General features: G+C 71.4%; 21 protein-coding genes. 13 read left to right on the forward strand and 8 right to left on the reverse strand.

Features of this window, described 5'->3' with window-relative positions; all coding sequences use genetic code 11:
• Window positions 1–6 precede the first annotated feature (6 nt).
• Together IE278_RS10355 and IE278_RS10360 are read left to right on the forward strand one after the other, a co-directional pair.
• A complete protein-coding gene (locus IE278_RS10355; protein WP_189770966.1) occupies window positions 7–1,026 on the forward strand; it encodes a TIGR03842 family LLM class F420-dependent oxidoreductase in 1,020 nt (339 codons plus the stop codon).
• Between the two features lie 159 nt (window positions 1,027–1,185).
• The gene (locus tag IE278_RS10360; RefSeq protein ID WP_189770968.1) at window positions 1,186–2,754 is read left to right on the forward strand and encodes an NCS1 family nucleobase:cation symporter-1; all 1,569 of its coding nucleotides are present in this window, start codon (window positions 1,186–1,188) and stop codon (window positions 2,752–2,754) included.
• Between the two features lie 29 nt (window positions 2,755–2,783).
• Here IE278_RS10360 and IE278_RS10365 read toward each other — a convergent pair whose 3' ends face one another.
• Both IE278_RS10365 and IE278_RS10370 read right to left on the reverse strand, forming a co-directional pair.
• Window positions 2,784–3,446 (reverse strand): hypothetical protein, encoded by a 663-nt coding sequence (locus tag IE278_RS10365; protein WP_189770969.1) that lies wholly within the window; start codon window positions 3,444–3,446, stop codon window positions 2,784–2,786.
• A 141-nt stretch (window positions 3,447–3,587) separates the two neighbouring features.
• Complete coding sequence (locus IE278_RS10370) at window positions 3,588–4,637, reverse strand: carboxymuconolactone decarboxylase family protein (RefSeq protein WP_189770971.1); 1,050 nt, start codon at window positions 4,635–4,637, stop codon at window positions 3,588–3,590.
• Between the two features lie 167 nt (window positions 4,638–4,804).
• Here IE278_RS10370 and IE278_RS10375 point away from each other — a divergent pair, with 167 nt between their 5' ends.
• The 7 genes from IE278_RS10375 to IE278_RS10405 all read left to right on the forward strand — a co-directional run bounded on the left by IE278_RS10375 (window position 4,805) and on the right by IE278_RS10405 (window position 12,302).
• Window positions 4,805–5,905, forward strand: a complete 1,101-nt coding sequence (locus IE278_RS10375) for a sensor histidine kinase (RefSeq protein ID WP_189770973.1) — start codon at window positions 4,805–4,807, stop codon at window positions 5,903–5,905.
• Window positions 5,902–6,570, forward strand: coding sequence for a response regulator (locus IE278_RS10380; protein WP_189770975.1), 669 nt, complete (start codon window positions 5,902–5,904; stop codon window positions 6,568–6,570). Before IE278_RS10375 ends, IE278_RS10380 begins: the two co-directional genes overlap by 4 nt.
• 35 nt (window positions 6,571–6,605) lie before the next feature.
• Window positions 6,606–7,340, forward strand: a complete 735-nt coding sequence (locus IE278_RS10385; protein ID WP_189770976.1) for a DUF4232 domain-containing protein — start codon at window positions 6,606–6,608, stop codon at window positions 7,338–7,340.
• A gap of 55 nt (window positions 7,341–7,395) precedes the next feature.
• Window positions 7,396–9,297, forward strand: a complete 1,902-nt coding sequence (locus IE278_RS10390) for a gamma-glutamyltransferase family protein (RefSeq protein ID WP_246570226.1) — start codon at window positions 7,396–7,398, stop codon at window positions 9,295–9,297.
• 121 nt (window positions 9,298–9,418) lie between these two features.
• Complete coding sequence (locus tag IE278_RS10395) at window positions 9,419–10,264, forward strand: inositol monophosphatase family protein (RefSeq protein ID WP_189770977.1); 846 nt, start codon at window positions 9,419–9,421, stop codon at window positions 10,262–10,264.
• Between the two features lie 122 nt (window positions 10,265–10,386).
• Window positions 10,387–11,796: a phytoene desaturase family protein gene (locus IE278_RS10400; RefSeq protein ID WP_189771020.1), complete on the forward strand. Its 1,410-nt coding sequence runs from the start codon at window positions 10,387–10,389 to the stop codon at window positions 11,794–11,796.
• Window positions 11,793–12,302, forward strand: a complete 510-nt coding sequence (locus IE278_RS10405) for an O-acetyl-ADP-ribose deacetylase (protein WP_189770978.1) — start codon at window positions 11,793–11,795, stop codon at window positions 12,300–12,302. Before IE278_RS10400 ends, IE278_RS10405 begins: the two co-directional genes overlap by 4 nt.
• Window positions 12,303–12,330: 28 nt before the next feature.
• On the opposite strand, the gene IE278_RS10410 is transcribed toward IE278_RS10405, so the two are convergent.
• The 6 genes from IE278_RS10410 to IE278_RS10435 form a co-directional block, all read right to left on the reverse strand.
• Entirely contained in the window at window positions 12,331–13,464 is a 1,134-nt protein-coding gene (locus IE278_RS10410) for an MDR/zinc-dependent alcohol dehydrogenase-like family protein (protein ID WP_213089715.1), read from the reverse strand.
• A 124-nt stretch (window positions 13,465–13,588) separates the two neighbouring features.
• Window positions 13,589–14,527, reverse strand: coding sequence for a ketoacyl-ACP synthase III (locus IE278_RS10415; protein ID WP_189770979.1), 939 nt, complete (start codon window positions 14,525–14,527; stop codon window positions 13,589–13,591).
• Window positions 14,524–14,772 (reverse strand): phosphopantetheine-binding protein, encoded by a 249-nt coding sequence (locus IE278_RS10420; protein ID WP_189770980.1) that lies wholly within the window; start codon window positions 14,770–14,772, stop codon window positions 14,524–14,526. Before IE278_RS10420 ends, IE278_RS10415 begins: the two co-directional genes overlap by 4 nt.
• Window positions 14,773–14,829: 57 nt before the next feature.
• Window positions 14,830–15,078, reverse strand: coding sequence for a biotin/lipoyl-containing protein (locus tag IE278_RS10425; RefSeq protein WP_246570227.1), 249 nt, complete (start codon window positions 15,076–15,078; stop codon window positions 14,830–14,832).
• Window positions 15,075–16,058, reverse strand: a complete 984-nt coding sequence (locus IE278_RS10430) for an alpha-ketoacid dehydrogenase subunit beta (protein ID WP_189770981.1) — start codon at window positions 16,056–16,058, stop codon at window positions 15,075–15,077. The genes IE278_RS10425 and IE278_RS10430 overlap by 4 nt, the downstream gene beginning before the upstream one ends.
• A complete protein-coding gene (locus IE278_RS10435) occupies window positions 16,058–16,963 on the reverse strand; it encodes a thiamine pyrophosphate-dependent dehydrogenase E1 component subunit alpha (RefSeq protein WP_246570228.1) in 906 nt (301 codons plus the stop codon). The genes IE278_RS10430 and IE278_RS10435 overlap by 1 nt, the downstream gene beginning before the upstream one ends.
• Window positions 16,964–17,611: 648 nt before the next feature.
• On the opposite strand from IE278_RS10435, the gene IE278_RS10440 reads away from it, so the two are divergent.
• The 4 genes from IE278_RS10440 (at window position 17,612) to IE278_RS10455 (ending at window position 20,559) form a co-directional block, all read left to right on the forward strand.
• Complete coding sequence (locus IE278_RS10440; RefSeq protein WP_189770983.1) at window positions 17,612–17,827, forward strand: MbtH family protein; 216 nt, start codon at window positions 17,612–17,614, stop codon at window positions 17,825–17,827.
• 85 nt (window positions 17,828–17,912) lie between these two features.
• Entirely contained in the window at window positions 17,913–18,653 is a 741-nt protein-coding gene (locus IE278_RS10445) for an LmbU family transcriptional regulator (RefSeq protein ID WP_281403143.1), read from the forward strand.
• 54 nt (window positions 18,654–18,707) lie between these two features.
• The gene (locus IE278_RS10450) at window positions 18,708–20,294 is read left to right on the forward strand and encodes an amino acid adenylation domain-containing protein (RefSeq protein ID WP_189770984.1); all 1,587 of its coding nucleotides are present in this window, start codon (window positions 18,708–18,710) and stop codon (window positions 20,292–20,294) included.
• A 34-nt stretch (window positions 20,295–20,328) separates the two neighbouring features.
• Complete coding sequence (locus IE278_RS10455; protein WP_189770985.1) at window positions 20,329–20,559, forward strand: acyl carrier protein; 231 nt, start codon at window positions 20,329–20,331, stop codon at window positions 20,557–20,559.
• The last annotated feature ends 91 nt before the right edge of the window (window positions 20,560–20,650 follow it).

Below are 20,650 nucleotides of genomic sequence, written 5' to 3' on the forward strand. Positions count from 1 at the left end.
GGCGCCATGGACTTCGGACTCGTCCTGCAGACCGACCCCCCTGCCTCCCGTGTCATCAGCCTGATGAAGCGGGCCGAGCGCAACGGCTTCACGTACGGCTGGACCTTCGACTCCGCCGTGCTGTGGCAGGAGCCGTTCGTGATCTACAGTCAGATCCTTTCCAATACCACCAAGTTGAAGGTCGGCCCGATGGTGACGAACCCGGGCACCCGCACCTGGGAGGTCACCGCCTCGACCTTCGCCACGCTCAACGACATGTTCGGCAACCGCACGGTCTGCGGCATCGGCCGCGGCGACTCGGCGATGCGGGTGGCCGGCCGCAAGCCCAACACCCTCGCGCGGATCAGCGAGGCCATGAAGGTCATCCGGGCGCTCGGGCGCGGCGACGAGGCCGACCTCGGCGGCACGGTGATCAGGTTCCCGTGGATCAAGCCGGGCGCCGAACTGCCGGTGTGGATGGCCGCGTACGGGCCCAAGGCCCTCAAGATGACTGGCGAGGAGGCGGACGGGTTCATCCTCCAGCTCGCCGACCTGTATCTCACCGAGTACATGGTCAAGGCGGTGAAGACCGCGGCGGCCGAGGCGGGACGCGACCCCGCCGACGTCAAGATCTGCGTGGCGGCGCCCGCCTACGTCACCGAGGACGACTCACCGGAGGCGCTCGCCCACGCGCGGGAGCAGTGCCGCTGGTTCGGCGGCATGGTCGGCAACCACGTCGCCGACCTCGTCTCCAAGTACGGCGAGCACTCCGCCGCCGTCCCCGACGAACTCACCGACTACATCAAGTCCCGCGAGGGCTACGACTACTCCCACCACGGGCGCAGCGGAAACCCCGACACGCGGTTCGTGCCGGACGAGATCGTCGACCGGTTCTGTCTGATCGGTACGGCCGAGCAGCACATCACGAAGCTGAACGCCCTGCGGGAGCTGGGCGTCGACCAGTTCGCCCTGTACGACATGCATGACGCCCAGGAGGCGGTCATCGAGGCGTACGGGTCGACGGTCATCCCCGCCGTCAACGGTTAGCGGCGTCCCCTCCCGACCGCCCGCACCCACGTCGTCGCCTCCGAACCGCCCGCACCCGAGTCGTCCCCTTCCCACCTCCCCGGGAAGGGGACCGCACCACCACCCCCACGGCGCCACCCGCACGGCCTTTCCCGTCCCACCTCATCGATTGGCCTGCTCATGACCGAAACCGTCCCCACGGGGCCGCCGATATCCCAGTCCGCCGACGCCGAGGGGCGGATCGAACTCAGCCCCGGGGCCTTCCCCGCGAGCAGCCCCTTCGCCAACGAGGACCTGCGTCCCGTCCCCGTCTCCGAGCGCAAGTGGACGACGTACAACTTCGCGGCGCTGTGGATCTCCATGGCCCACTGCATTCCCAGCTGGACCCTCGCCTCCGGTCTGGTCGCCCTCGGCATGGACTGGAAACAGGCCGTCTTCACGATCGCGCTGGCCAACATCATCGTGCTGCTGCCGATGCTGGCCACCGGGCACGCCGGACCCAAGTACGGCATCCCCTTCCCCGTACTGGCCCGGGCCTCCTTCGGGCTGCGCGGGGCCAACGTCCCGGCGCTGATCCGGGCGGCCGTGGCCTGCGGCTGGTTCGGCATCCAGACCTGGATCGGCGGCAGCGGCATCTTCGCCCTGGGCTCCAAGCTGACCGGCGGTGACTGGGAGAAGGCGGCGCAGATCGCGGGCAACCCCTGGCCGCTGTGGCTGTGCTTCATCCTGTTCTGGGCCGTGCAGATCGCGATCATCTACCGCGGTATGGACTTCCTGCGGCGCTTCGAGAACTGGGCCGCGCCCGTCGTGATCGTCGGCGCGTTCGCACTGCTGATCTGGATCGCGGTCAAGGCCGACGGCTTCGGCGCGCTGCTCGACCAGCCCTCGAAGCTCGGCTGGGGCCCCGACTTCTGGCCGGTCTTCTTCCCGTCCCTGATGGGCATGATCGGCTTCTGGGCGACCCTGTCGCTCAACATCCCCGACTTCACCCGCTTCGGCGCCAGCCAGAAGGCACAGACCTGGGGGCAGACCCTTGGGCTGCCGACGACGATGACGCTCTTCGCGATCCTCGCCGTGCTGGTCACCTCCGGCTCCGAGGCCGTCTACGGAGAGGCGATCTGGGATCCGGTGGCCCTCGCGGCCAAGACCGACAGCGCCTTCGGTCTGCTCTTCGCGCTCTTCATCGTGCTGATCGCCACGATCTCCGTGAACATCGCGGCGAACGTGGTCTCACCGGCGTACGACCTGTCCAACCTGGCACCGAAGTTCATCAACTTCCGTACAGGCGCGCTGATCACGGGTGTCATCGGCATCCTGATCTTCCCCTGGAAGCTGATCTCCACCCCGGAGTTCTACATCTTCACCTGGCTCGGGGTGGTCGGCGGACTGCTCGGCACCGTCGCCGGCATCCTGATCGCCGACTACTGGATCATCCGCCGTACGGTCCTGCACCTCGCGGACCTCTACACGCCCGGCGGACGCTACTGGTACACGAACGGCTGGAACTGGCGAGCGGTACTGGCCTTCGTCGTCGGCGGTGTCCTGGCCGTCGGCGGCTCGTACTCGAACGTCGACGCGAAGGGCGCGAAGCTCGGCCCGTTCCCGACCGACGGACTCATCCCGTTCCTCAAGCCGCTCGCGGACTACGGATGGGCGGTCGGCGTCGCCTCGTCGCTCATCCTGTACGTCGCCCTGATGGCACCCCTGGCGCGGGCCGAACGGGAGGAACCCGCGGACAGGGGCGCCTGACGGTCGGCAGGCCGCGCCGGGAGCCGCCCCTACTGGGCGGCCTCCAGCGCGGCCATCCCCTCCTTGGCGGCCTTGATGGCCCCCTTGTTGATCTCGTCCGTACCGGGCGCCTTCTTGGTCTCGAAGTCGCTGCCGTTGTACGTGACGACCACCAGGGCGTTGGACGCGCGGACGATCACCATGCCCTCACGGGTCTGCTGCTTGTCGTCCGTGGTGAGGTTCACCACCGAGTAGGCTTCGTCGCCGACGCCCGGGACCTTGCCGCCGCCGCTCTTCTCCGTCGTGCGCTGCTTGTACGCGGCGAGGGCGCTCTCGTCCGACTTCTTGATCTCGTACGAGATGTCCAGCCAGCGGTAGTCGAACGACTTGAGCGCGTTCCAGGAGCAGGTGCGGCGCAGCGACTCGTCGGTCGAGGGGATCTCCTTGCCGGCCGTCTTGGCACCGGGCACCAGCGCGGTCACCGTCTTCTTCGTGATCCCCTCGCACGGCGCGGGGGAGTCGCGGTAGGTGAGGGTCGCCGCGGCGGTCGCGGGCGCCGACGGGGATCTCTCGCCGTCGGGGGCGGCCTTCTTCTCCGTTGCCGGAGTCGCGGCGAGCGGCCCGGACGACAGCGCCCAGCCCGCCGTGGCGAGCACGACGACCGGCGCCAGACGCGCGGTGAGAGCGAGAGGAAGAGATCGCACGGCGCACATTTCGTGGGGGACGGTGCGGAGGGGTCCGCACAGCGGACGGGACGCCAGTGTCACACGCGTGGCTGTGGGGCGGAAGTGCGAACTCGCTCCGTGCCTGCCCGTGCCCGCGCGGTGACAGTACTTACTGACTTACTCCGTCACTTACCGCGTACTCACCGAGTCACTCACGGCGCTCCGCAGGGGCAGGGCTCGCTCGATGCGGTCCACGGCGGTGAACGCGCCGTACGCGATCAGCTCGACCAGGCAGTGATCCGTGTACGGCGGCTTCCTCCAGGCGGCCACGTCCTCGTCGGTGATCCGGTACGGGGCCAGCGCGGCCAGCAGCGCCAGCCGTGCCCCGGGCCGGTCCGCGCGGCCGGGCAGGGCGTCCCAGACCAACGGCTGATGCGTACCGTCCCAGATCGCGACCGTGTCCCGTACGAGGTGCTGGTCGGACTCGGTCAGCAGGGAGGAGCCCGCCATGGCCGCGGCCCGCAGCGCCGCGTAGGCGGGACCGACCGTCGTGCCGGCCGCCCAGGCCGGGCCGGGGCCCGCGTCGCCGTCGAGGAGGGCGAGGCTCGTGCCCGGGACGAGGCGCCGGCGCACGGTCTTCGCCACGGAACGGCCGACGAGGCTGCGGACCGTCCTGAACCGCTGGACGTTGCCCGGCAGGAGGTTCTCGGTCAGGAGGGCCGAGACGATCCGGTTGATGAAGTGGAAGGACAGGGCGGTGCCCACGTACGCGGCGGTGTGCCGGACGAAGAAGGGCAGCGGGGTGAGTTCCGGACTGCCCGGCACCCGGGTCGCCTCGCCCCAGGCGACCATGCGCGCCTGGACCTCCTTCTCCGGAGCCTTGCCGCGGGCCAGGCGCTCCGCGAGGGCGTGGTCGCCGGTGGCGTGCAGCAGGAGGGTGTGCGCGTCCACGCAGAACGGGCACTTGTTCGCGCGGGACACCCCGAAGGCGGCCAGCTCCTTCCCGGTGCGGCTGCCCTCGCCCGCGAGCAGCGACTCCCGCATCAGCGCCCAGGCGGCGGCCATCAGTTCGGGCGAGGAGGACAGGACGACGAAGGTGGAGGCGTTCTCGACGCCGAAGTCCTCGGCGAGCTGCCGGTACACCTCGGCGGTGCGACCGGTGGCGGACCTGGGCGGCAGGGGCTCGGTGTGGCGGAAGGGCGCGGTCGTGAACGGCGCGGTCAGGAAGGCTGGAGTCATGGGGAGAACCCTGGCCCGCCGGGGTGCCCCCACGCGTCGTACGGCCGGAGGCAGTCGGGCGTGCGCCGACCCGACCGCCCGGGGCCTCCCCCTACTGCGGGGGGAGTAGTGCGGGAGTTGTCCACAGGGCTGACGCCGCTGTCCGTCCGGCGGTCTACGGTACGGACATGAGCGCGGACCAGGCCCTCCTCAAGCGGCTCGCCGACGCGGCACTCGCCGTCGTGATCGGCGCGATCACCGTGTCCGCGGCGGCCTTCGACCAGGACACCACGCCGCTCGACCACGCCCTGATCGTGGCCGGCTCACTCGCCCTGGCCGCGTACCGGAAAGCGCCCCGGGTGGTGCTCGCCGTGACCACGGCGGCCCTGAGCGCCTACGCGCTGCACGCCCAGCCGGGTCCGGTGGCCGCCCTCCCCGTGGTGGCCGCCGTCCACACCGCCGCGCAGGCGGGACACCGGGCCGTGGGCGCGGCCGCGGGTGCCGTGTTCCTCGGCGCGTATCTCGCGGCGGGCCCGGTCACGCACGGCACCGTCGAACGGACCGCCCTGCTCGCGGGCTGGTTCCTGTGCGCCGTGGTCAGCGGCCTCGCGGGCCGCAACTGGCAGGCCTATCTCCGCCAGACCGAACAGCGCGCCCTGGAGGCCGAGCGCACCCGCGAGGAGGCGGCCCTGCGCCGCGCCGGGGAGGAACGCCTGCGCATAGCCAGGGAGTTGCACGACTCCCTCACCCACAGCATCTCCATCGTCAAGCTCCAGGCGGGTGTCGCCGTGCATCTCGCGCGCAAGCGCGGCGAGGAGATATCCCCGGCCCTGCTCGCCATCCAGGAGGCCGGCGGGGAGGCCATGCGCGAACTGCGCGCCACGCTGGACATCCTGCGCACCGACGAGCCGACCGGCACGCCCGCGCTGCTCGTGGAGCGGGCCCGCGCGGCCGGCCTCACCGTCGACCTGACCGTGACGGGCCGCGAGCGCCCGCTGGCGGCGACCGTGGACCGGGCCGCGTACCGCATCGTCCAGGAAGCCCTCACGAACGCCGCCAGACACGCGGGCCCCGCCAAGATCGCCGTGCAACTCGACTATGGAGAAGGTGAGTTGACGATACGCGTCGACGACGACGGAACCGCCGAACCGTCCTGTCCGCCCGCCGAGGGCATCGGGCTCACCGGTATGCGCGAACGGGTCACGGCGCTCGGCGGCACCCTGCGCGCCGCCCCGCGTGAAGAGGGCGGCTTCTCGGTACGGGCCGGTCTGCCGCTGGAGCACGCGTGATCCGGGTCGCGCTCATCGACGACCAGGCGCTCATGCGGGCCGGGTTCCGGGCCCTCCTGGAGGCCGAGGAGAACATCGAGGTGGTCGGCGAGGCGGCCGACGGCGAGCAGGGCGTGGCGCTGGTGCGCGAACAGGTGCCGGACATCGCGCTCGTCGACGTCCAGATGCCGGTGATGACGGGCATCGAGGCGACCCGCCGCATCGCCGCCGACCCACGGCTGTCCGGTGTGCGGGTGGTGATGCTGACCAACTACGGCCTCGACGAATACGTCTTCGAGGCGCTGCGGGCCGGGGCCAGCGGGTTCCTGCTCAAGGACACCGAGCCCGCCGACCTGCTCCAGGCCATCGAGGTCGTCACCCGCGGCGAGGCGCTGCTGTCGCCGTCCGTCACCCGCACGCTGATCGGCGAGTTCGTGTCCCGGCCGCCGGACCGGGCGAAGGCGCCCGGTCTCGAGTGCCTGACCCGCCGGGAGCGCGAGGTCACCGCGCTCGCCGCCCGCGGCCTCACCAACGAGGAGATCGCCGCCCACATGGTCATCAGTCCCTTCACCGCCAAGACCCACATCAGCCGCGCGATGACCAAGCTCGGCGCCCGCGACCGTGCCCAACTGGTGGTGTTCGCCTACGAGTCGGGGCTGGTCACGGCACGCGGTCAGGCGGAGTGAGGGCTTCCGCCGGGCGCCCGTGTGATGATCGGCGGGTGATCGCGATACGTCCGAGGCCGAAGCCGAGCCCGAGGTCGAGCCGGAGCCGGAGCCGGAGCCCGAGGGTCCTCCGCAGGGCCGCCCTCGTCTGCCTGCTGGTGCTGACGCCGGTGCTGGGGGCGAGCGGGTGCGGGCTCTCCGCCGAACTGGACCGGGAGAGCAACCCCGAACGCACACCCAAGCCGTCGCCGTCCCTGGCAGCGGTTCCGCCCACGCCCGCGCCCGCACTCACGCCCGCGCCCGCGGCTTCGCGCTCGTCCCCGCTCTCGCTCCCCGAGCCGTCGTCGACCGTTCTCGATCAGCAGGCAGAGAGCTGTCCCAAGTCGGGTCTGCGTTTCGCGGCCGATCAGGGCGACGCGGCGATGGGACTGCGCGCGATGGGCCTCGACGTCACCAACTGCGGTGACGAGCCGTACAAGTTGAACGGCTATCCGGCCGTCACCGTCCTGGACGCGTCGGGCGACCCGTTCCCCGGCGTGCGGACCGTCGAGGGCACGGACCAGGTGTCCATGGCGCCGGAGGACCCCGGCCCCCGGCCCATCACGCTCGCCCCCGGCGAGAGCGCGCACGCGGCCCTGTACTGGCGGATGAACAACACGAGCGGCGTGTATCTCCGGGTCGCCCCGAAGAAGGGCGACGACACCGTGACCGTAAAGCCGCCGTATCCGCTCGACATCGGTCCGGAGAACATCCTGGGAACGACGGCCTGGCAGCCCGCGCCGGCCCGCTAGCGGCGGGCCTGCGTACCATCGCCGGACGCCCCGGCCCCGCAGTGAGGAGTTCCCCGTGTTCACGACCCGCCCCACGCTCCAGGGCACCTTCGGAATGGTGTCCTCCACGCACTGGCTCGCCTCGCAGTCGGCGATGGCCGTGCTGGAGGACGGCGGCAACGCGTACGACGCCGCCGTCGCCGCGGGTTTCGTGCTGCACGTCGTCGAGCCGCACCTCAACGGGCCCGCCGGCGAGGTCCCGATCATCCTCGCCCCGGCGGGCGGCGAGGTACGGGTCCTGTGCGGTCAGGGCGTGGCACCGGCCGGGGCCACCGTCGCCCACTACCGCGGACTGGGTCTGGAACTCGTGCCCGGCACCGGACCCCTCGCGGCGGCCGTACCGGGCGCCTTCGACGCGTGGATGCTGCTCCTGCGCGACCACGGCACGAAATCCCTCGCGGACGTCCTGAAGTACGCCATCGGGTACGCGCAGGACGGGCACGCGCCCGTGGAACGCGTCGGGCAGACCGTGGAGACCGTACGGGAGCTCTTCGAGACCGAGTGGACGTCGTCCGCCGAGGTGTATCTGCCGGGCGGCGAACCCCCGCGGCCGGGCGAGCTGTTCCGCAACCCTGCGCTGGCGGCGACCTGGAAGCGGCTGATCGCGGAGTCCGCCGGGGACGGGGCCGTTCAGGAGGGCGACCGCCGGGTCGCGCAGATCGAGGCCGCGCGGCGGATCTGGCGCGAGGGCTTCATCGCCGAGGCGCTGGTGCGGCAGGCGGCCCGGCCCACGCGGGACACCAGCGGCGAACGCCACTCGGGCACGCTCACGGCGGCCGACCTGGCCTCCTGGTCCGCGTCCTACGAGGCTCCGGCCACCTACGACTGGCGGGGCTGGACCCTGTGCAAGGCGGGGCCCTGGAGCCAGGGGCCGGTGTTCCTCCAGCAGTTGGCCCTGCTGCCGCCCGAGCTGCCCCGGTACGGCTCCGCCGCGTACACGCACCTGCTGATCGAGGGCTGCAAGCTCGCGATGGCCGACCGGGAGGCCTGGTACGGGGACGCGGGCGAGGTGCCTGCGGCGGAGCTGCTGCCGGAGCTGCTGTCGCCGCGGTACAACGCCGGGCGGCGGGCGCTGATCGGGGAGAAGGCCTCGTACGAGCTGCGGCCGGGGAGCCCCGGCGGCCGTACCCCGCTGCTCAGCGGGCACGCGCGCGTGGTGGCCTCCGGAGAGGGCGGGTTCGACGCGCTCGCCGCGCCGGGCGCGGGAGAGCCGACCGTGGCGCGAGGAGCCGAAGGGGCGGGCGAACCGACCGTGGCCGAGCCGCCGACGTCTCCCGTGCCCGGCGAGCCGGACGTCTCGGCGGACGGGGGCACCCGGGGCGACACCTGCCACCTCGACATCGTCGACCGCTGGGGCAACATGGTCGCGGCCACGCCCAGCGGCGGCTGGCTGCAGTCCAACCCGGTCGTGCCCGAGCTGGGCTTCCCGCTCGGCTCCCGGCTCCAGATGGCCTGGCTGGACGAGGGACTGCCCAACTCCCTGACCCCGGGCCGCCGTCCGCGGACGACGCTCACGCCGTCGCTCGCGCTGCGGGACGGTGTCCCCGTCATGGCCTTCGGAACGCCCGGCGGCGACCAGCAGGACCAGTGGCAGCTGCACTTCTTCCTGGCCGTCGCCCTGCGCGCGGAGGTGCGTGGCGGCCTGGACCTCCAGGGCGCGATCGACGCCCCGAACTGGCACAACGACAGCTTCCCCGGCTCCTTCTACCCGCGCGGGATGCGGCCCGGCAGCGTGACCGTCGAGTCCCGCACCGACCCCGACGTCGTCGAGGAGCTGCGGCGCCGGGGCCACGACGTCGAGGTCGGCGACGCCTGGTCCGAGGGGCGGCTGTGCGCGGTCGCCCGGGATCCGCGCACCGGGATCCTGTCGGCGGCGGCGAACCCGCGCGGGATGCAGGGGTACGCGGTCGGCCGCTGAGAGGACTCGGCCGCCGGGCACCCCCGCAGCCGCCGGCCGCGGAGCACGTTGTTCATGCCGATTCCACCCGTGATGCACCCACCGGGTGGGGATTGTCAGTGGCGCATGCTCTCATGGAGACATGATCGAACACATGGAAACCATCGACGAGTTTCTCGCACACCGCACCGCCGACGTCGAACGGGCCGTCCGCGAGGCGGCCGCCACCGAGATCATGCCGCGCTTCCGGCAGCTCGCGGCGCACGAGATAGACGAGAAGAGCGGCCCGCACGACCTGGTCACGGACGCCGACCGCAAGGCCGAGGAATACCTCACCGAGGTGCTCGGCAAGCTGCTGCCCGGCTCGGTCGTCGTCGGCGAGGAAGCGGTCCACGCCAATCCGGCGAGCTACGAGGCGCTGCAGGGCGACGTGCCGGTCTGGATCGTCGACCCGGTCGACGGCACCCGCCAGTTCGTCCACGGCGACCCCGGCTTCTGCACGCTGGTCGCGCTCGCCCAGCGCGGAGTCGTGCTGGCGTCCTGGACGTACGCCCCGGTCCGCGACCAACTCGCCACGGCCGTACGGGGCAGGGGCGCCCTGCTGGACGGCGCACCCCTCCTGGCGGGCGCGCCGGACCTCGGCCGCGCCCTCGAAGTCGCCACCTCGCACCCGGACTACACGACGGACGACCAGAAGCGGGCACTCCTGGGCCTGCGCACGGAGGGCGTGAACCCGCGCCCCTGCGGCTCCGCCGGTCTGGAGTACCTCGCCGTCGCCCGTGGCGAGTTGGACGCCGTCGCCTTCAGCTGGGAGGCCGCCTGGGACCACGCGGCGGGGCTCCTGCTCGTAGAGGAGGCGGGCGGCGCGCATCTGACACTCGCGGGGGAGCCGTTCCGTATCACCGGCGGCAACACGCTCCCCTTCACGGCGGCGCGGGACGCGGCCACGGCCCGCCGGGTGCTGGGACTGCTGTCGGGCGGCGCCTGAGCGGGGCCGGGTGAGGAGCCGGTGACGAGCCGGCGAGGGGCTGGGACGGGGGCTGTCGAAGGCCCGGCATATCCTGACCCTCAGTGGCCATCGGCTGACAAAGGAGTCCGAAGGTGCCGTCGATGCTCGATGCCGTCGTGGTGGGTGCAGGGCCGAACGGACTGACGGCTGCCGTGGAGCTGGCCCGCCGCGGCTTCTCCGTGGCCGTCTTCGAGGCGCGCGACACCGTCGGGGGAGGTGCCCGCACCGAGGAGCTGACCCTGCCCGGCTTCCGGCACGACCCGTGCTCGGCCGCGCACCCCCTGGGCGTCAACTCACCCGCCTTCCGCGCGATGCCCCTGGACCGGTACGGACTGGAGTGGCTGCAGCCCGAACTGCCCATGGCACACCCCTTCCTGGACGGCACGGCGGCCGTGCTGTCCCGGTCGGTGGCGGAGACGGCCGCCTCGTTCGGACCGCGTGACGCGGGCACGTACCGCAGGCTCGTGGAGCCCTTCACCCACCGATGGGACACCCTCGTACAGGACTTCATGTCCCTGCCGCTCAGCGCGCTGCCCCGGGACCCGGTCACGCTCGCGCGCTTCGGTCTGGTCGGGCTGCCGCCGTCGACCTGGCTGATGCGCCGGTTCCGTGACGAGCGGGCCAAGGCGCTGTTCGCGGGGCTCGTCGCCCATGTCATGTCGCCGCTGGGCGGGCCCGCCACCGGCGCCGTCGGTCTCGTCTTCGCGCTGGCCGCGCACGCCAGGGGCTGGCCCGTCGCCCGTGGCGGCTCGCAGTCGATCTCCGACGCGCTGACCGCGTACCTCAAGGACCTGGGCGGCACCGTCCACACGGACTACGAGGTCAAGCGCCTCGACGACCTGCCGCCCGCGCGCGCGTACGTCTTCGACACCTCGCCCACCGCGCTGAGCCGGATCGCGGGCTTCGGCCGCTACTACGAGCGCTACCGGTACGGGGCGGGCGTCTTCAAGATCGACTACGCGCTCGACGGACCGGTGCCGTGGACCGCGAAGGAGGCCCGCACGGCCGGCACGGTGCAGGTCGGGGCGGACCGCAAGGAGATCGGGACCGCCCTGCGCGCGGCCTCCCGGGAGGGGCGGGCCCCCGACGCGCCGTTCCTGATCACCGTGCAGCCCAGCGTCGTCGACCCGTCCCGTGCACCGGCCGGAAAGCAGGTCTTCTGGGCCTACGCGCATGTGCCGAGCGGCTGGACCGGAGACCTCACCGACACGATCGAGCGCCAGCTGGAGCGGTTCGCGCCCGGCTTCCGCGACCGCGTCCTCGCCCGTGCCACGGCGGGCCCGCCCGAACTCGCCGCCCGCAACGCCAACTACGTGGGCGGCGACATCGGCTGCGGCGCGGCCTCCGGCCTGCAGTTGCTGCTGCGCCCCAAGCTGACGGCGTTCCCGTACACCACGCCGCACCCGGCGGTGTTCATCTGCTCCTCGGCGACTCCGCCGGGCCCCGGGGTGCACGGCATGTCGGGGCACAACGCGGCGAAGGCCGTATGGAAGAGGTTGCGCCAGGCATGACCCGTATCGAACTCGTCCGGGGCGACATCACCCAGCAGAGCGTGGACGCCATCGTGAACGCCGCGAACTCCTCCCTGCTGGGCGGCGGAGGCGTCGACGGCGCGATCCACCGGCGCGGCGGCCCCGAGATCCTCGACGAATGCCGAAAGCTGCGCGCCTCCCACTACGGCAAGGGTTTGCGCACCGGCCAGGCCGTCGCCACCACCGCCGGCAGGCTGGACGCGCGATGGGTGATCCACACGGTCGGACCGGTGTACAGCGGCAGCGAGGACCGGTCCGACCTGCTGATCTCCTGCTACCGGGAATCCCTGCGGGTCGCCGACGAACTGGGCGCGCGCACGGTCGCCTTCCCGGCCGTCTCCGCGGGCATCTACGGCTGGCCGATGGAGGACGCCGCGCGTGTCGCGGTGGAGACGGTGCGGGCGACGGAGACGGAGGCCGAGGAGGTCAGGTTCGTCCTCCTCGACGAGGGGGCCTACGCGGTGTTCGCCGCGCAGCTCCGTTGACGGCGCCGTGACTGCCCGTTCGGGCCGGTCAGAGCGGGTTCACGCGGTACATGGGGAAGTACGATCCGATCCTGCCGTTCGCGTAGTCGTCGGCCAGCTCCGGCACCCGGTCGAAGTTGTAGACGACGTCCGACCCCTTCGGAGCCACCCAGCCCTCGGCCTCCATGAAGTCCCGGATGCCCCGTGAGTCGGGCAGCCGCCACACATGCGTGTTCACATGCAGGTGCCGGCTGATCGACTCGGCTCCCCGCAGATGCGACACGCGCATTCCCGCCTTCCAGCCGCACGTGGTGACGACCCCCTCGCGGGCCAGGGCCGTCAGGGTGATGTCGTACAGGGGCTCGCCGATGTTGTCCACGAAGATCGCCGCCCCGTGGCCGTCGCTGAGGTCGTTGACGAGGGTCAGGAAGGCCTCGGCCGACTTCCGGCGCCGCTGGGACCGGTCCCGGTCCGTCCGTTCCCGCCGGGTGGGCAGCGAGAGGTCGGGGAACTGGCGGCGGTCCACCGCGGTGATCCCGTTCTCCCGCAGGAAGGCGACACGTTCGTCCGAGCCCGCCGTCATCGCCACCCGGAACCCGGCCCGTTGGGCCAGCTTCAGCTCGGCGAAGGCCACGCCGCCGCCCCACCCGAACACCAGGTGGTTCGCCGGATCGTCGTCGGCGACCTGTGTCCGCCAGCACCCGTACGCCTTCTGCCAGTTGTCCCACGCGGTGAAGTACCGCCCGTACGTGGTCCACTGGGGCAGTGAGTACGCCGTGCCGTCCGGGACCGGCAGGAGCAGCCGCGCGTCCAGCTTCGTCCGCTTCGTCAGCAGGCCGATGGTGCCGGGGGCGTCGTAGGCGTAGGCGAGTTCGGCGTAGCCGAAGCGGTCGATCTTGCCGAACGGCAGGAGCAGGCACAGGTCCCCTTCCCGGACCCGGACGTCCCGGCTGCCCGCGTTCACCTTGAGCACGCGGACCACACCCAGGTTGCCGAGGACCACCGCGTCCTCGCCGCGGCTGCTGCACACGTCGATGGGTGAACGGGTCAGCGCGTGGTCCATGTTGGCCTCCCAGGAGCCGAGGATCGGCTCCACCAGCGCCTCACCCTCCTCCAGCGGGCCGAAGGTGAACCGATCGCGTCGCAGCGCGCCACCGGGGCTGCCGTCGTGCGGGCCGGTCATCGCACCGGAGCGCAGGACCCAGGCTTCTGGCGAGTAGATGACAACCTCCTGTGAGCGAGTACGTTTCCGGGTTTCCGCGTTCCGGATTCCGCGTTCCGGGTTCGGGATACGGGGTTCTGGGTGGTCAGGGGGTCGGGGCGGCCGGCAGCCGATAGTCCACCGCGACACCGCCCCACGCCTCTCCGGCGCCGTAGGCCACGGCACCGAGCCGGCCCGCGGCGGGGAGGGAACCGGCGTCCAGTTCCCCGGCGAACGCCAGCGGGATCGAGGCGGACGACGTGTTCCCGGAGTTCTCGATCCGGTTCACGAAGGGCACGCCGAGATGGGCGTTGAAGCTGCCGACCTGCTCCAGGATGCGGCCGTTCGCCTGGTGGCCGACCAGGACGGTCGGCGCGGGGCCGTGGTCGAAGAGATACTGCGCCGACTCCGACATCCGGCGCACAGCGCGGTCGTACACCTGCATCCCGTCGAGATGGATGCCGCCCGCGTCGGTCTCGCGCATGAGCCCCTCCTGGGAGCCGTCGCAGCCGGCGGTATGGCGGGAGCCCTCGAACTCGGCGCGGTCCTGGAGCAGGACCGCCGCGGAGCCGTCGGCGAAGATACAGGCCGTCTGCCGGTCCGTGCGGTCCACCAGCCGGGACATGGCCTCCACCGAGCACACCAGGACCGACCGGGCCTGTCCGGCGTCGCAGAGCGAGAGCCCGGTGACCAGCCCGTAGACGAACCCGCAGCAGGCCGCGTTCATGTCGAAGGCCAGCACCGAGGGCCCGAGGCCGACGAGTTGTGCCACCTTCTGCGCGATACCCGGGACGCGCTGCCGCACCGAGGTACTGACGACGACCAGGGCGCCGATCGAGGAGGGGTCGGCCATCCTGGTCACGACCGGCGCGCAGGCCTCGGCCGCCACCTCCGCGAGCGGTGTCTCGTCCGGCAGCCAGGAACGGGTCGCGATGCCGCTGCGGCGCCGGATCCACTCGTCCGTGAGACCGATCGGCGCGAAGTGGTCGTTGCCGATGGTCCGGCCCGGCTTCGCGGTGGCGATATCGACGATGCCCGCGCTCATCCCCGGCTCGCCAGCTTCACGAAATAAGTGCTGAAGTCCTCCAGGAACGCGAAGCCCGCGGTCTCCTTCAGGTCGCCCTTGACCTGGAGTTCGCGCTCCAGCTGCTGGTGCAGCTCGACCAGGTCGAGGGAGTCGAGGTCGAGGTCGGCCACCGGCCGGGCGAGGTCGTCGGGGCCCAACGACGGGTCGCGCTCGCGCAGTTTGGCCAGCATGGTGTCCGCGATACGGCTTTCCAGGTCGCTCATGGTCGTTGTCTCCGTTCAGGTGACTGGATCGATGGGTCTCGGAGCGTGGGAAGCCGCCTAGTCGGCCGCCAACTGGTACAGCACGTCACCGGACCTGAGGATCGTGCCGACCGCCGCGGCGTGGGTCGTGACCCGTCCGTCGCGCTCCGCCACGATCTCCGTGCTGGCCTTGTCGGTCTCGACGACCGCGACGACGTCGCCCCGCTCGACCCGGTCGCCGACGCCGGCGGCCCACTCGATCAGCAGGGCCTCGTCGAGGCCGTGTCCGAAGCCGGGAACGTGCATGTCCACGGGAGAGTCGCTCACTCCGTCATCACCAGCACCTCATCCTTGATCTCCTGCACACCGACGGTCAGGTAGTCCTTCTCGAAGTCCGCCGGGGGATAGACGCGGCGGTCGGGCGCCAGCCGGCGGACCGGGCCCCGCAGCGAGCCGAAGCCGTGCTCGGCCACCGACGCGGCGATCTCGGCACCGATGCCGACGTCCTTCGACGCCTCGTGCACGATCAGCAGCCGCCCGGTGCGGGCGACGGACTCAAGGACCGTGTCCATGTCGAGCGGGGCCACCCAGCGCAGGTCCACCACCTCGACGTCGACATCGGGGCTGAGCGCGTGCGCCGCCTCCAGCACCTCGTGGGTGACCGCGCCGAACGTGGCGATCGTCAGGTCCGTGCCACGCCGCACGATCCGGGCCGCCGTCGGCGTCCGCGCCGGCCCGGGGTCCCGGGCGGGCAGGTTCCGCTGCCAGTACAGGCGGATCGGCTCGTACATCACCACGGGCGAACCGAGCGTCACCGCGTACCGCAGGATCTGCTCGGCGTCCTCGCCCGTGGAGGGACAGGCCACCGAGATGTTCGGGTAGCGGGCGAAGAGCGCCTCGTTGGACTCGCTGTGGTGTTCGACGCCCCGGAACCCGCCGCCCGTCGGGATCCGCACCACCAGGCTCGGGCTGACCTGCCCGTTCCACCGGCCGCCGATCCGGGCCGCCTGGGTCACCAACTGGTTGACCGCGGGATAGGTGAACCCGTCGAACTGGATCTCGCAGACCGGCACGAGGCCGCTCATCGCCATGCCGACGGCCTGACCGACGATCGTGGACTCGGCCAGCAGCGAGTCGCGCACCCGGTCCTCGCCGAAGCGTTCCCGCAGGCCCCGGGTCACCCGGAACACGCCGCCCAGGCGCCCGATGTCCTCGCCTAGGAGCAGCAGTCTCGGATCCTGTTCGAGCAGGTCGGCGAGGGTCGCGTTGATCGACTCGGCCAGGCCGGCGGATCGTACGGGGCTCATCACGCGTACTCCTTCTGCAACCGCTCGCACAGCTCCCGCACTTCCGTGTCGACGGCGTCGAGCCACGCGGCGTCCACCACGCCCAGGTCGCTGAGCCGGGCCGCGTAGGCGATCACCGGGTCCGCGGCCCTGGTCTTCGTGAGGTCGTCGCGGCTGCGGTACACCTCCTGGGCGTCGGAGGTCGTGTGCCCCTGGATGCGCCCCACCTGGATCTCGACGAGATAGGGCGCCCGCTCCTCGCGGATGTGGGCGGCGGCCCGGGAGCAGGCCGAGAAGACGGTTTCCGGGTCCTGGCCCGCGACCCGCACGGACTCGATCCCGAAACCCCGGGCGCGCACGGCCACCGAGGTACGCATCTGCTCCTCGGCCGGTTTCGAGATGGCCCAGCCGTTGTTCTGGCAGACGAACAGTACGGACGCCGACTCGACGGCCGCGAGGTTCATCGCCTCCGACATGTCGCCCTCGCTGGTGGCGCCGTCGCCCACGTACACGACGACGAAGTCCTCAAGGCCCTGCAGCCGCTGCCCGATCGAGTAACCGACGCCGTGCAGCGTCTGCGCGGCCAGGACCAGCGTGTACGGGAAGAACCGCAGCCGGCGCGGGTCCCAGCCGCAGAACGTGCGGCCGGCCCACTGCGCGAACAACTCGTCCGGTGCCACGCCCCGCAGGAGCGCGACCGCGTGCTCGCGGTAACTGGGGAAGACGGCCGGGGCCGGGCCCACCGCGAGCGCGGAGCCCACCTGCGCGGCCTCCTGCCCCTGGCAGGACGGCCAGAGGTCGAGCGCACCCTGCTTCTGGAGCCGATGGGCCTCCTCGTCGACGGCTCGGGCCACCAGCATGTGGCGCAACAGCAACCGTCGTGTGTCGTCGTCTGGACCTGTCGCGTACTCGGATTCTGACGTCAAGACCATTGATCACCAGTCGCAGGTTCGTCGATGAGCTTTCTGTCGCCGGCCGCCCCGGTCCCCGCGGGCCGGGCGGCCGAATTCGGTCCCGAAGCCCAACGCGCGCCGCTCCGCGCCGAACGGCCGGCCGACGTGCGTGGCGGGCTCCTGATGTCCACGGCCGGGACGTCGCCGAAGATGCGATGCGTCCATCAGGAATTCCTTTTCCCTCAATGCGGCACCGTCGCGGTCGCCGCCGCGTGGCAGTGTTCGGCTGGGGTGGAGCTTTTCCGTCTTTTCTCCGCTCGGGAGATCAGGGCATTGGCGATCAGGGCATTGGCGGAGATCCGCCGAAGTCGAATTCAAGGGGGCCTGTCCATAGGCCCGTCGGGCCCGTCCACGGGCCAATGCTCGGTCATGGTGGCACAGAACCTCAGCGGGGTACAGGTCCCGGCGGACGGGCGGGCGCACCGTAATTCCGCGGCCCTTGTCCAGTAATTCTGCCGCCCTTGTGGCGCCCGGTGGTCGAGTCCTAGCGTGGCGTCGGCATTCCAGGGTGACCGCGGAGGACGGGTGTCCTGTCGACAGGACGGCGCCGATCCGCGAACCCGCGTCGGCCCCGGTAATTACCCCCCGAGTCATCTCCCGTGACGGTTAAGGACGGTGGCAGTGAGTACGAACCCCTTCGACGACGAGGACGGCCGCTTCTTTGTCGTGGTCAACGACGAGGAGCAGCACTCCCTGTGGCCGGTGTTCGCCGAGGTGCCCGCGGGCTGGCGGGTGGTCTTCGGCGAGGCCGGCAGGGCCGAGTGCCTGGACCACGTCGAGCGGAACTGGACCGACATGCGTCCGAGGAGCCTGCGAGAGGCCATGGCGGAGAGCTGAACGCCGCCCGGGTGCTCGGCCGACGACCGGTTCACGCCCAGGTGGAGACGCTGGTGGGGAGATGAAGGCTGTGAGGGGCGGTCCTGTGACAACCGCGAACGGGTACACGGCGCGGCCGACGGGCACGGGCGGGGCGCCGGGACAGCGCGATCTGGTGCTGTCCTCCGTGGGGAACCAGGCAAACGTGCGGAAGTCGGGGATGGTCTTCCCCCGGAACCTGCCGGAGCGGTCCTGGGAGCGGATCGGGACCAGCCTGCGCGAGCTCACGAATTCCTCGGCGTGGTGGCTCGGTGACTGGCTGGTCTTCGGGGAGTCCACCTACGGGCTGCGGCGGTACCGGGAGGCGATCGAGAGGACCGGGCTCGACTACCAGACCTTGCGCAACTACGCGTGGGTCGCCCGGAGGTTCGAGCAGCACCGCAGGCGCGACGGCCTCAGCTTCGCCCACCACGCCGAGGTGACCCGCCTGTCGCCACCGGAGCAGGACCACTGGCTGGACAGGGCCGAGCAGCGGAAGTGGTCGCGCAACGAACTCCGCAGGGCGGTCCGCGCCGGCCTGGCCGAGCAGGGCCACCGGACCGGCCTCCCCCCGGGCAGCGGCGACGACCAGCGAAAGACGCCCCAGCCGAACGAGCCGGTGGACCACGGGCCGGTGGACGCCGGGCCGGTGGACGCCGACGCCCGCCGGCGGAAAGACACCACACTCACCATCGAGCTGTCCCCCGGGCAACTGGACTCCTACGCGAAAGCGGCTGCCGCGCACGGTCTGCCCGTCGCCACGTGGGTGACCCAGGTGCTCGACGCCGCCGACCGGAGTACCGCCTAGCGGCGCGTGCCGGCGGCCCGCCCGACCGGACACCTGCCATATCGGAGTCACTTGATGATCCTTCAGGGAAAGCGGGTCGCCCTGCCATCGGCACCCGTCGTCCACCAGCGGTTCGAGGCGCACGCGAAAGCCACCCCCGACGCCGTTGCCGTCCTCTGCGCCGGTGAGCGGGTGACCTACGCGGAGCTGAACGCGAGGGCGAACCGGTTCGCGCACTTCCTCGCCGCGCGCGGACACGGCCGGGGCGCGAAGATCGGCGTCTGCCTCGACTACTCGATCGACATGGTCGTCGTCATCCTCGGCACGCTGAAGGCGGGCGCGGCCTACGTACCGCTCGACCCGTCCTACCCTGCGGCCAGGCTCCAACTGCTGCTGGGACAGATCCCCGGCCTCGCCCTGATCGTGGCTTCGCGGGCGACGGCCGGCCTGGTCGAGTCGGCGGCCGTCGAGGTCATCGCCGTCGAGCGGCTGCCCGGTCACCTGGCAGGTCTCCCGGCGAACGATTCCGACGTCCCGGTCACCGGGGACGACGTGTGCTACGCGGTCTTCACATCCGGGTCGACCGGTACGCCGAAGCTGACCGCGGTACGGCACGAGGGCTGGTTCAACCTGATGAACTGGCTGGCCCTCGAGTACCGCCTGGACCGCGGGTCGCACAACCTGGTCGTCAGCGCGTTCGGCTTCGACCTCTCCCAGCGCAGCCTGCTGACACCGCTGTTCTGCGGCGCCACCCAACACCTGATGGCGAGCCGGAACTTCGACGCAGCGATGGCCTACCGCATGCTGTCCGAGCACGGGATACGCACGGTGCACTGCGCTTCGAGCACGCTGTACCTGCTGGTGGACTGGGAGACCGCACGGGGAGGCGACGCGCTCAGCCGGCTGGACTACGTGCTCTTCGGCGGGGAGCCGCTGAAGGTCGAACGGATCCTCGACTGGGCTCGGCGCGAGGGCAACACGTGCACCCTCCTGCACCAGTACGGCGTCGCCGAGTGCACGGATGTCGCGACCTCGTACGACCTGGCCGACTACCGGCCCGGCGAACACGACATCGCACCGGTCGGCAGGCCGGCGTACAACACCGACATCCACCTCCTCGACGAGCGGATGCACGGTGTCGGGGAGGGCGAGTACGGCGAGGTCTGCATCTCCGGGGCGAGCGTCGGCGCGGGCTACCTGGGCGGCACAGGCCCCGAATCCGAGCGGTTCACGACGGTCATGGTCGACGGCGTGCCGCGCAGGCTGTACCGCACGGGCGACCGCGGCCGTGTGACCCCGGCCGGGGAACTCGTCGTCGCCGGCCGGATGGACGCGCAGGTGAAGGTGCGGGGCATGCGCATCGATCCCACCGACATCGAGCGCGCGCTCGGCAGGCTGGCCGGGGTCCGGGAGGCCGCCGTGGTGATCGGGCACACGGACTCCGGCGAGGCCGAGCTGATCGCGTTCGTCGTCCCGGCGGGGGAGGACCTCACCGAGAACGACGTACGCACCCGCCTCCTCGAAACACTGCCGCGGAACATGGTGCCGGTCAGGTTCATCAACATCCCGCGGATTCCGTTGAGCCCGCACGGGAAAGTGGACCGCCCTGCGCTGGCCGACGCGTACCGGAACCAGTACGCCCACAGCGGCGCGACGGCATAGCCGACGGAACTCGACGACAACCGGGAGGACTTCCATGATTGCCGACAGGGTGCGCGCCATCTGGTGCCGGGAACTCCGGCGCGATGAAATAGCGGACGACGACGACTTCTTCGCCCTGGGTGGCCAGTCCGTGATTATGGCCAGGATTCAGGGTGCTTTCATCGAGGAGCTGGGCGTCGAGGTCCCGATGGACCAGATGTTCCGCAATGCGACGGTGGCATCGATTTCCTCGTACATCGAATCCCTGGACGCGGTCGCCCCATAGCGTCCGGAAAAGGCCGACGACGCCGAATCCCCGGCCCTGCTCGACAGGGCCGGGCGACGGCTCGCTCCCTGGTTGTTCCGCCGATTTGGAG

Origin of the sequence: Streptomyces tauricus (assembly GCF_014650955.1) — a bacterium.
GTDB classification, from domain to species: Bacteria; Actinomycetota; Actinomycetes; order Streptomycetales; family Streptomycetaceae; genus Streptomyces; species Streptomyces tauricus.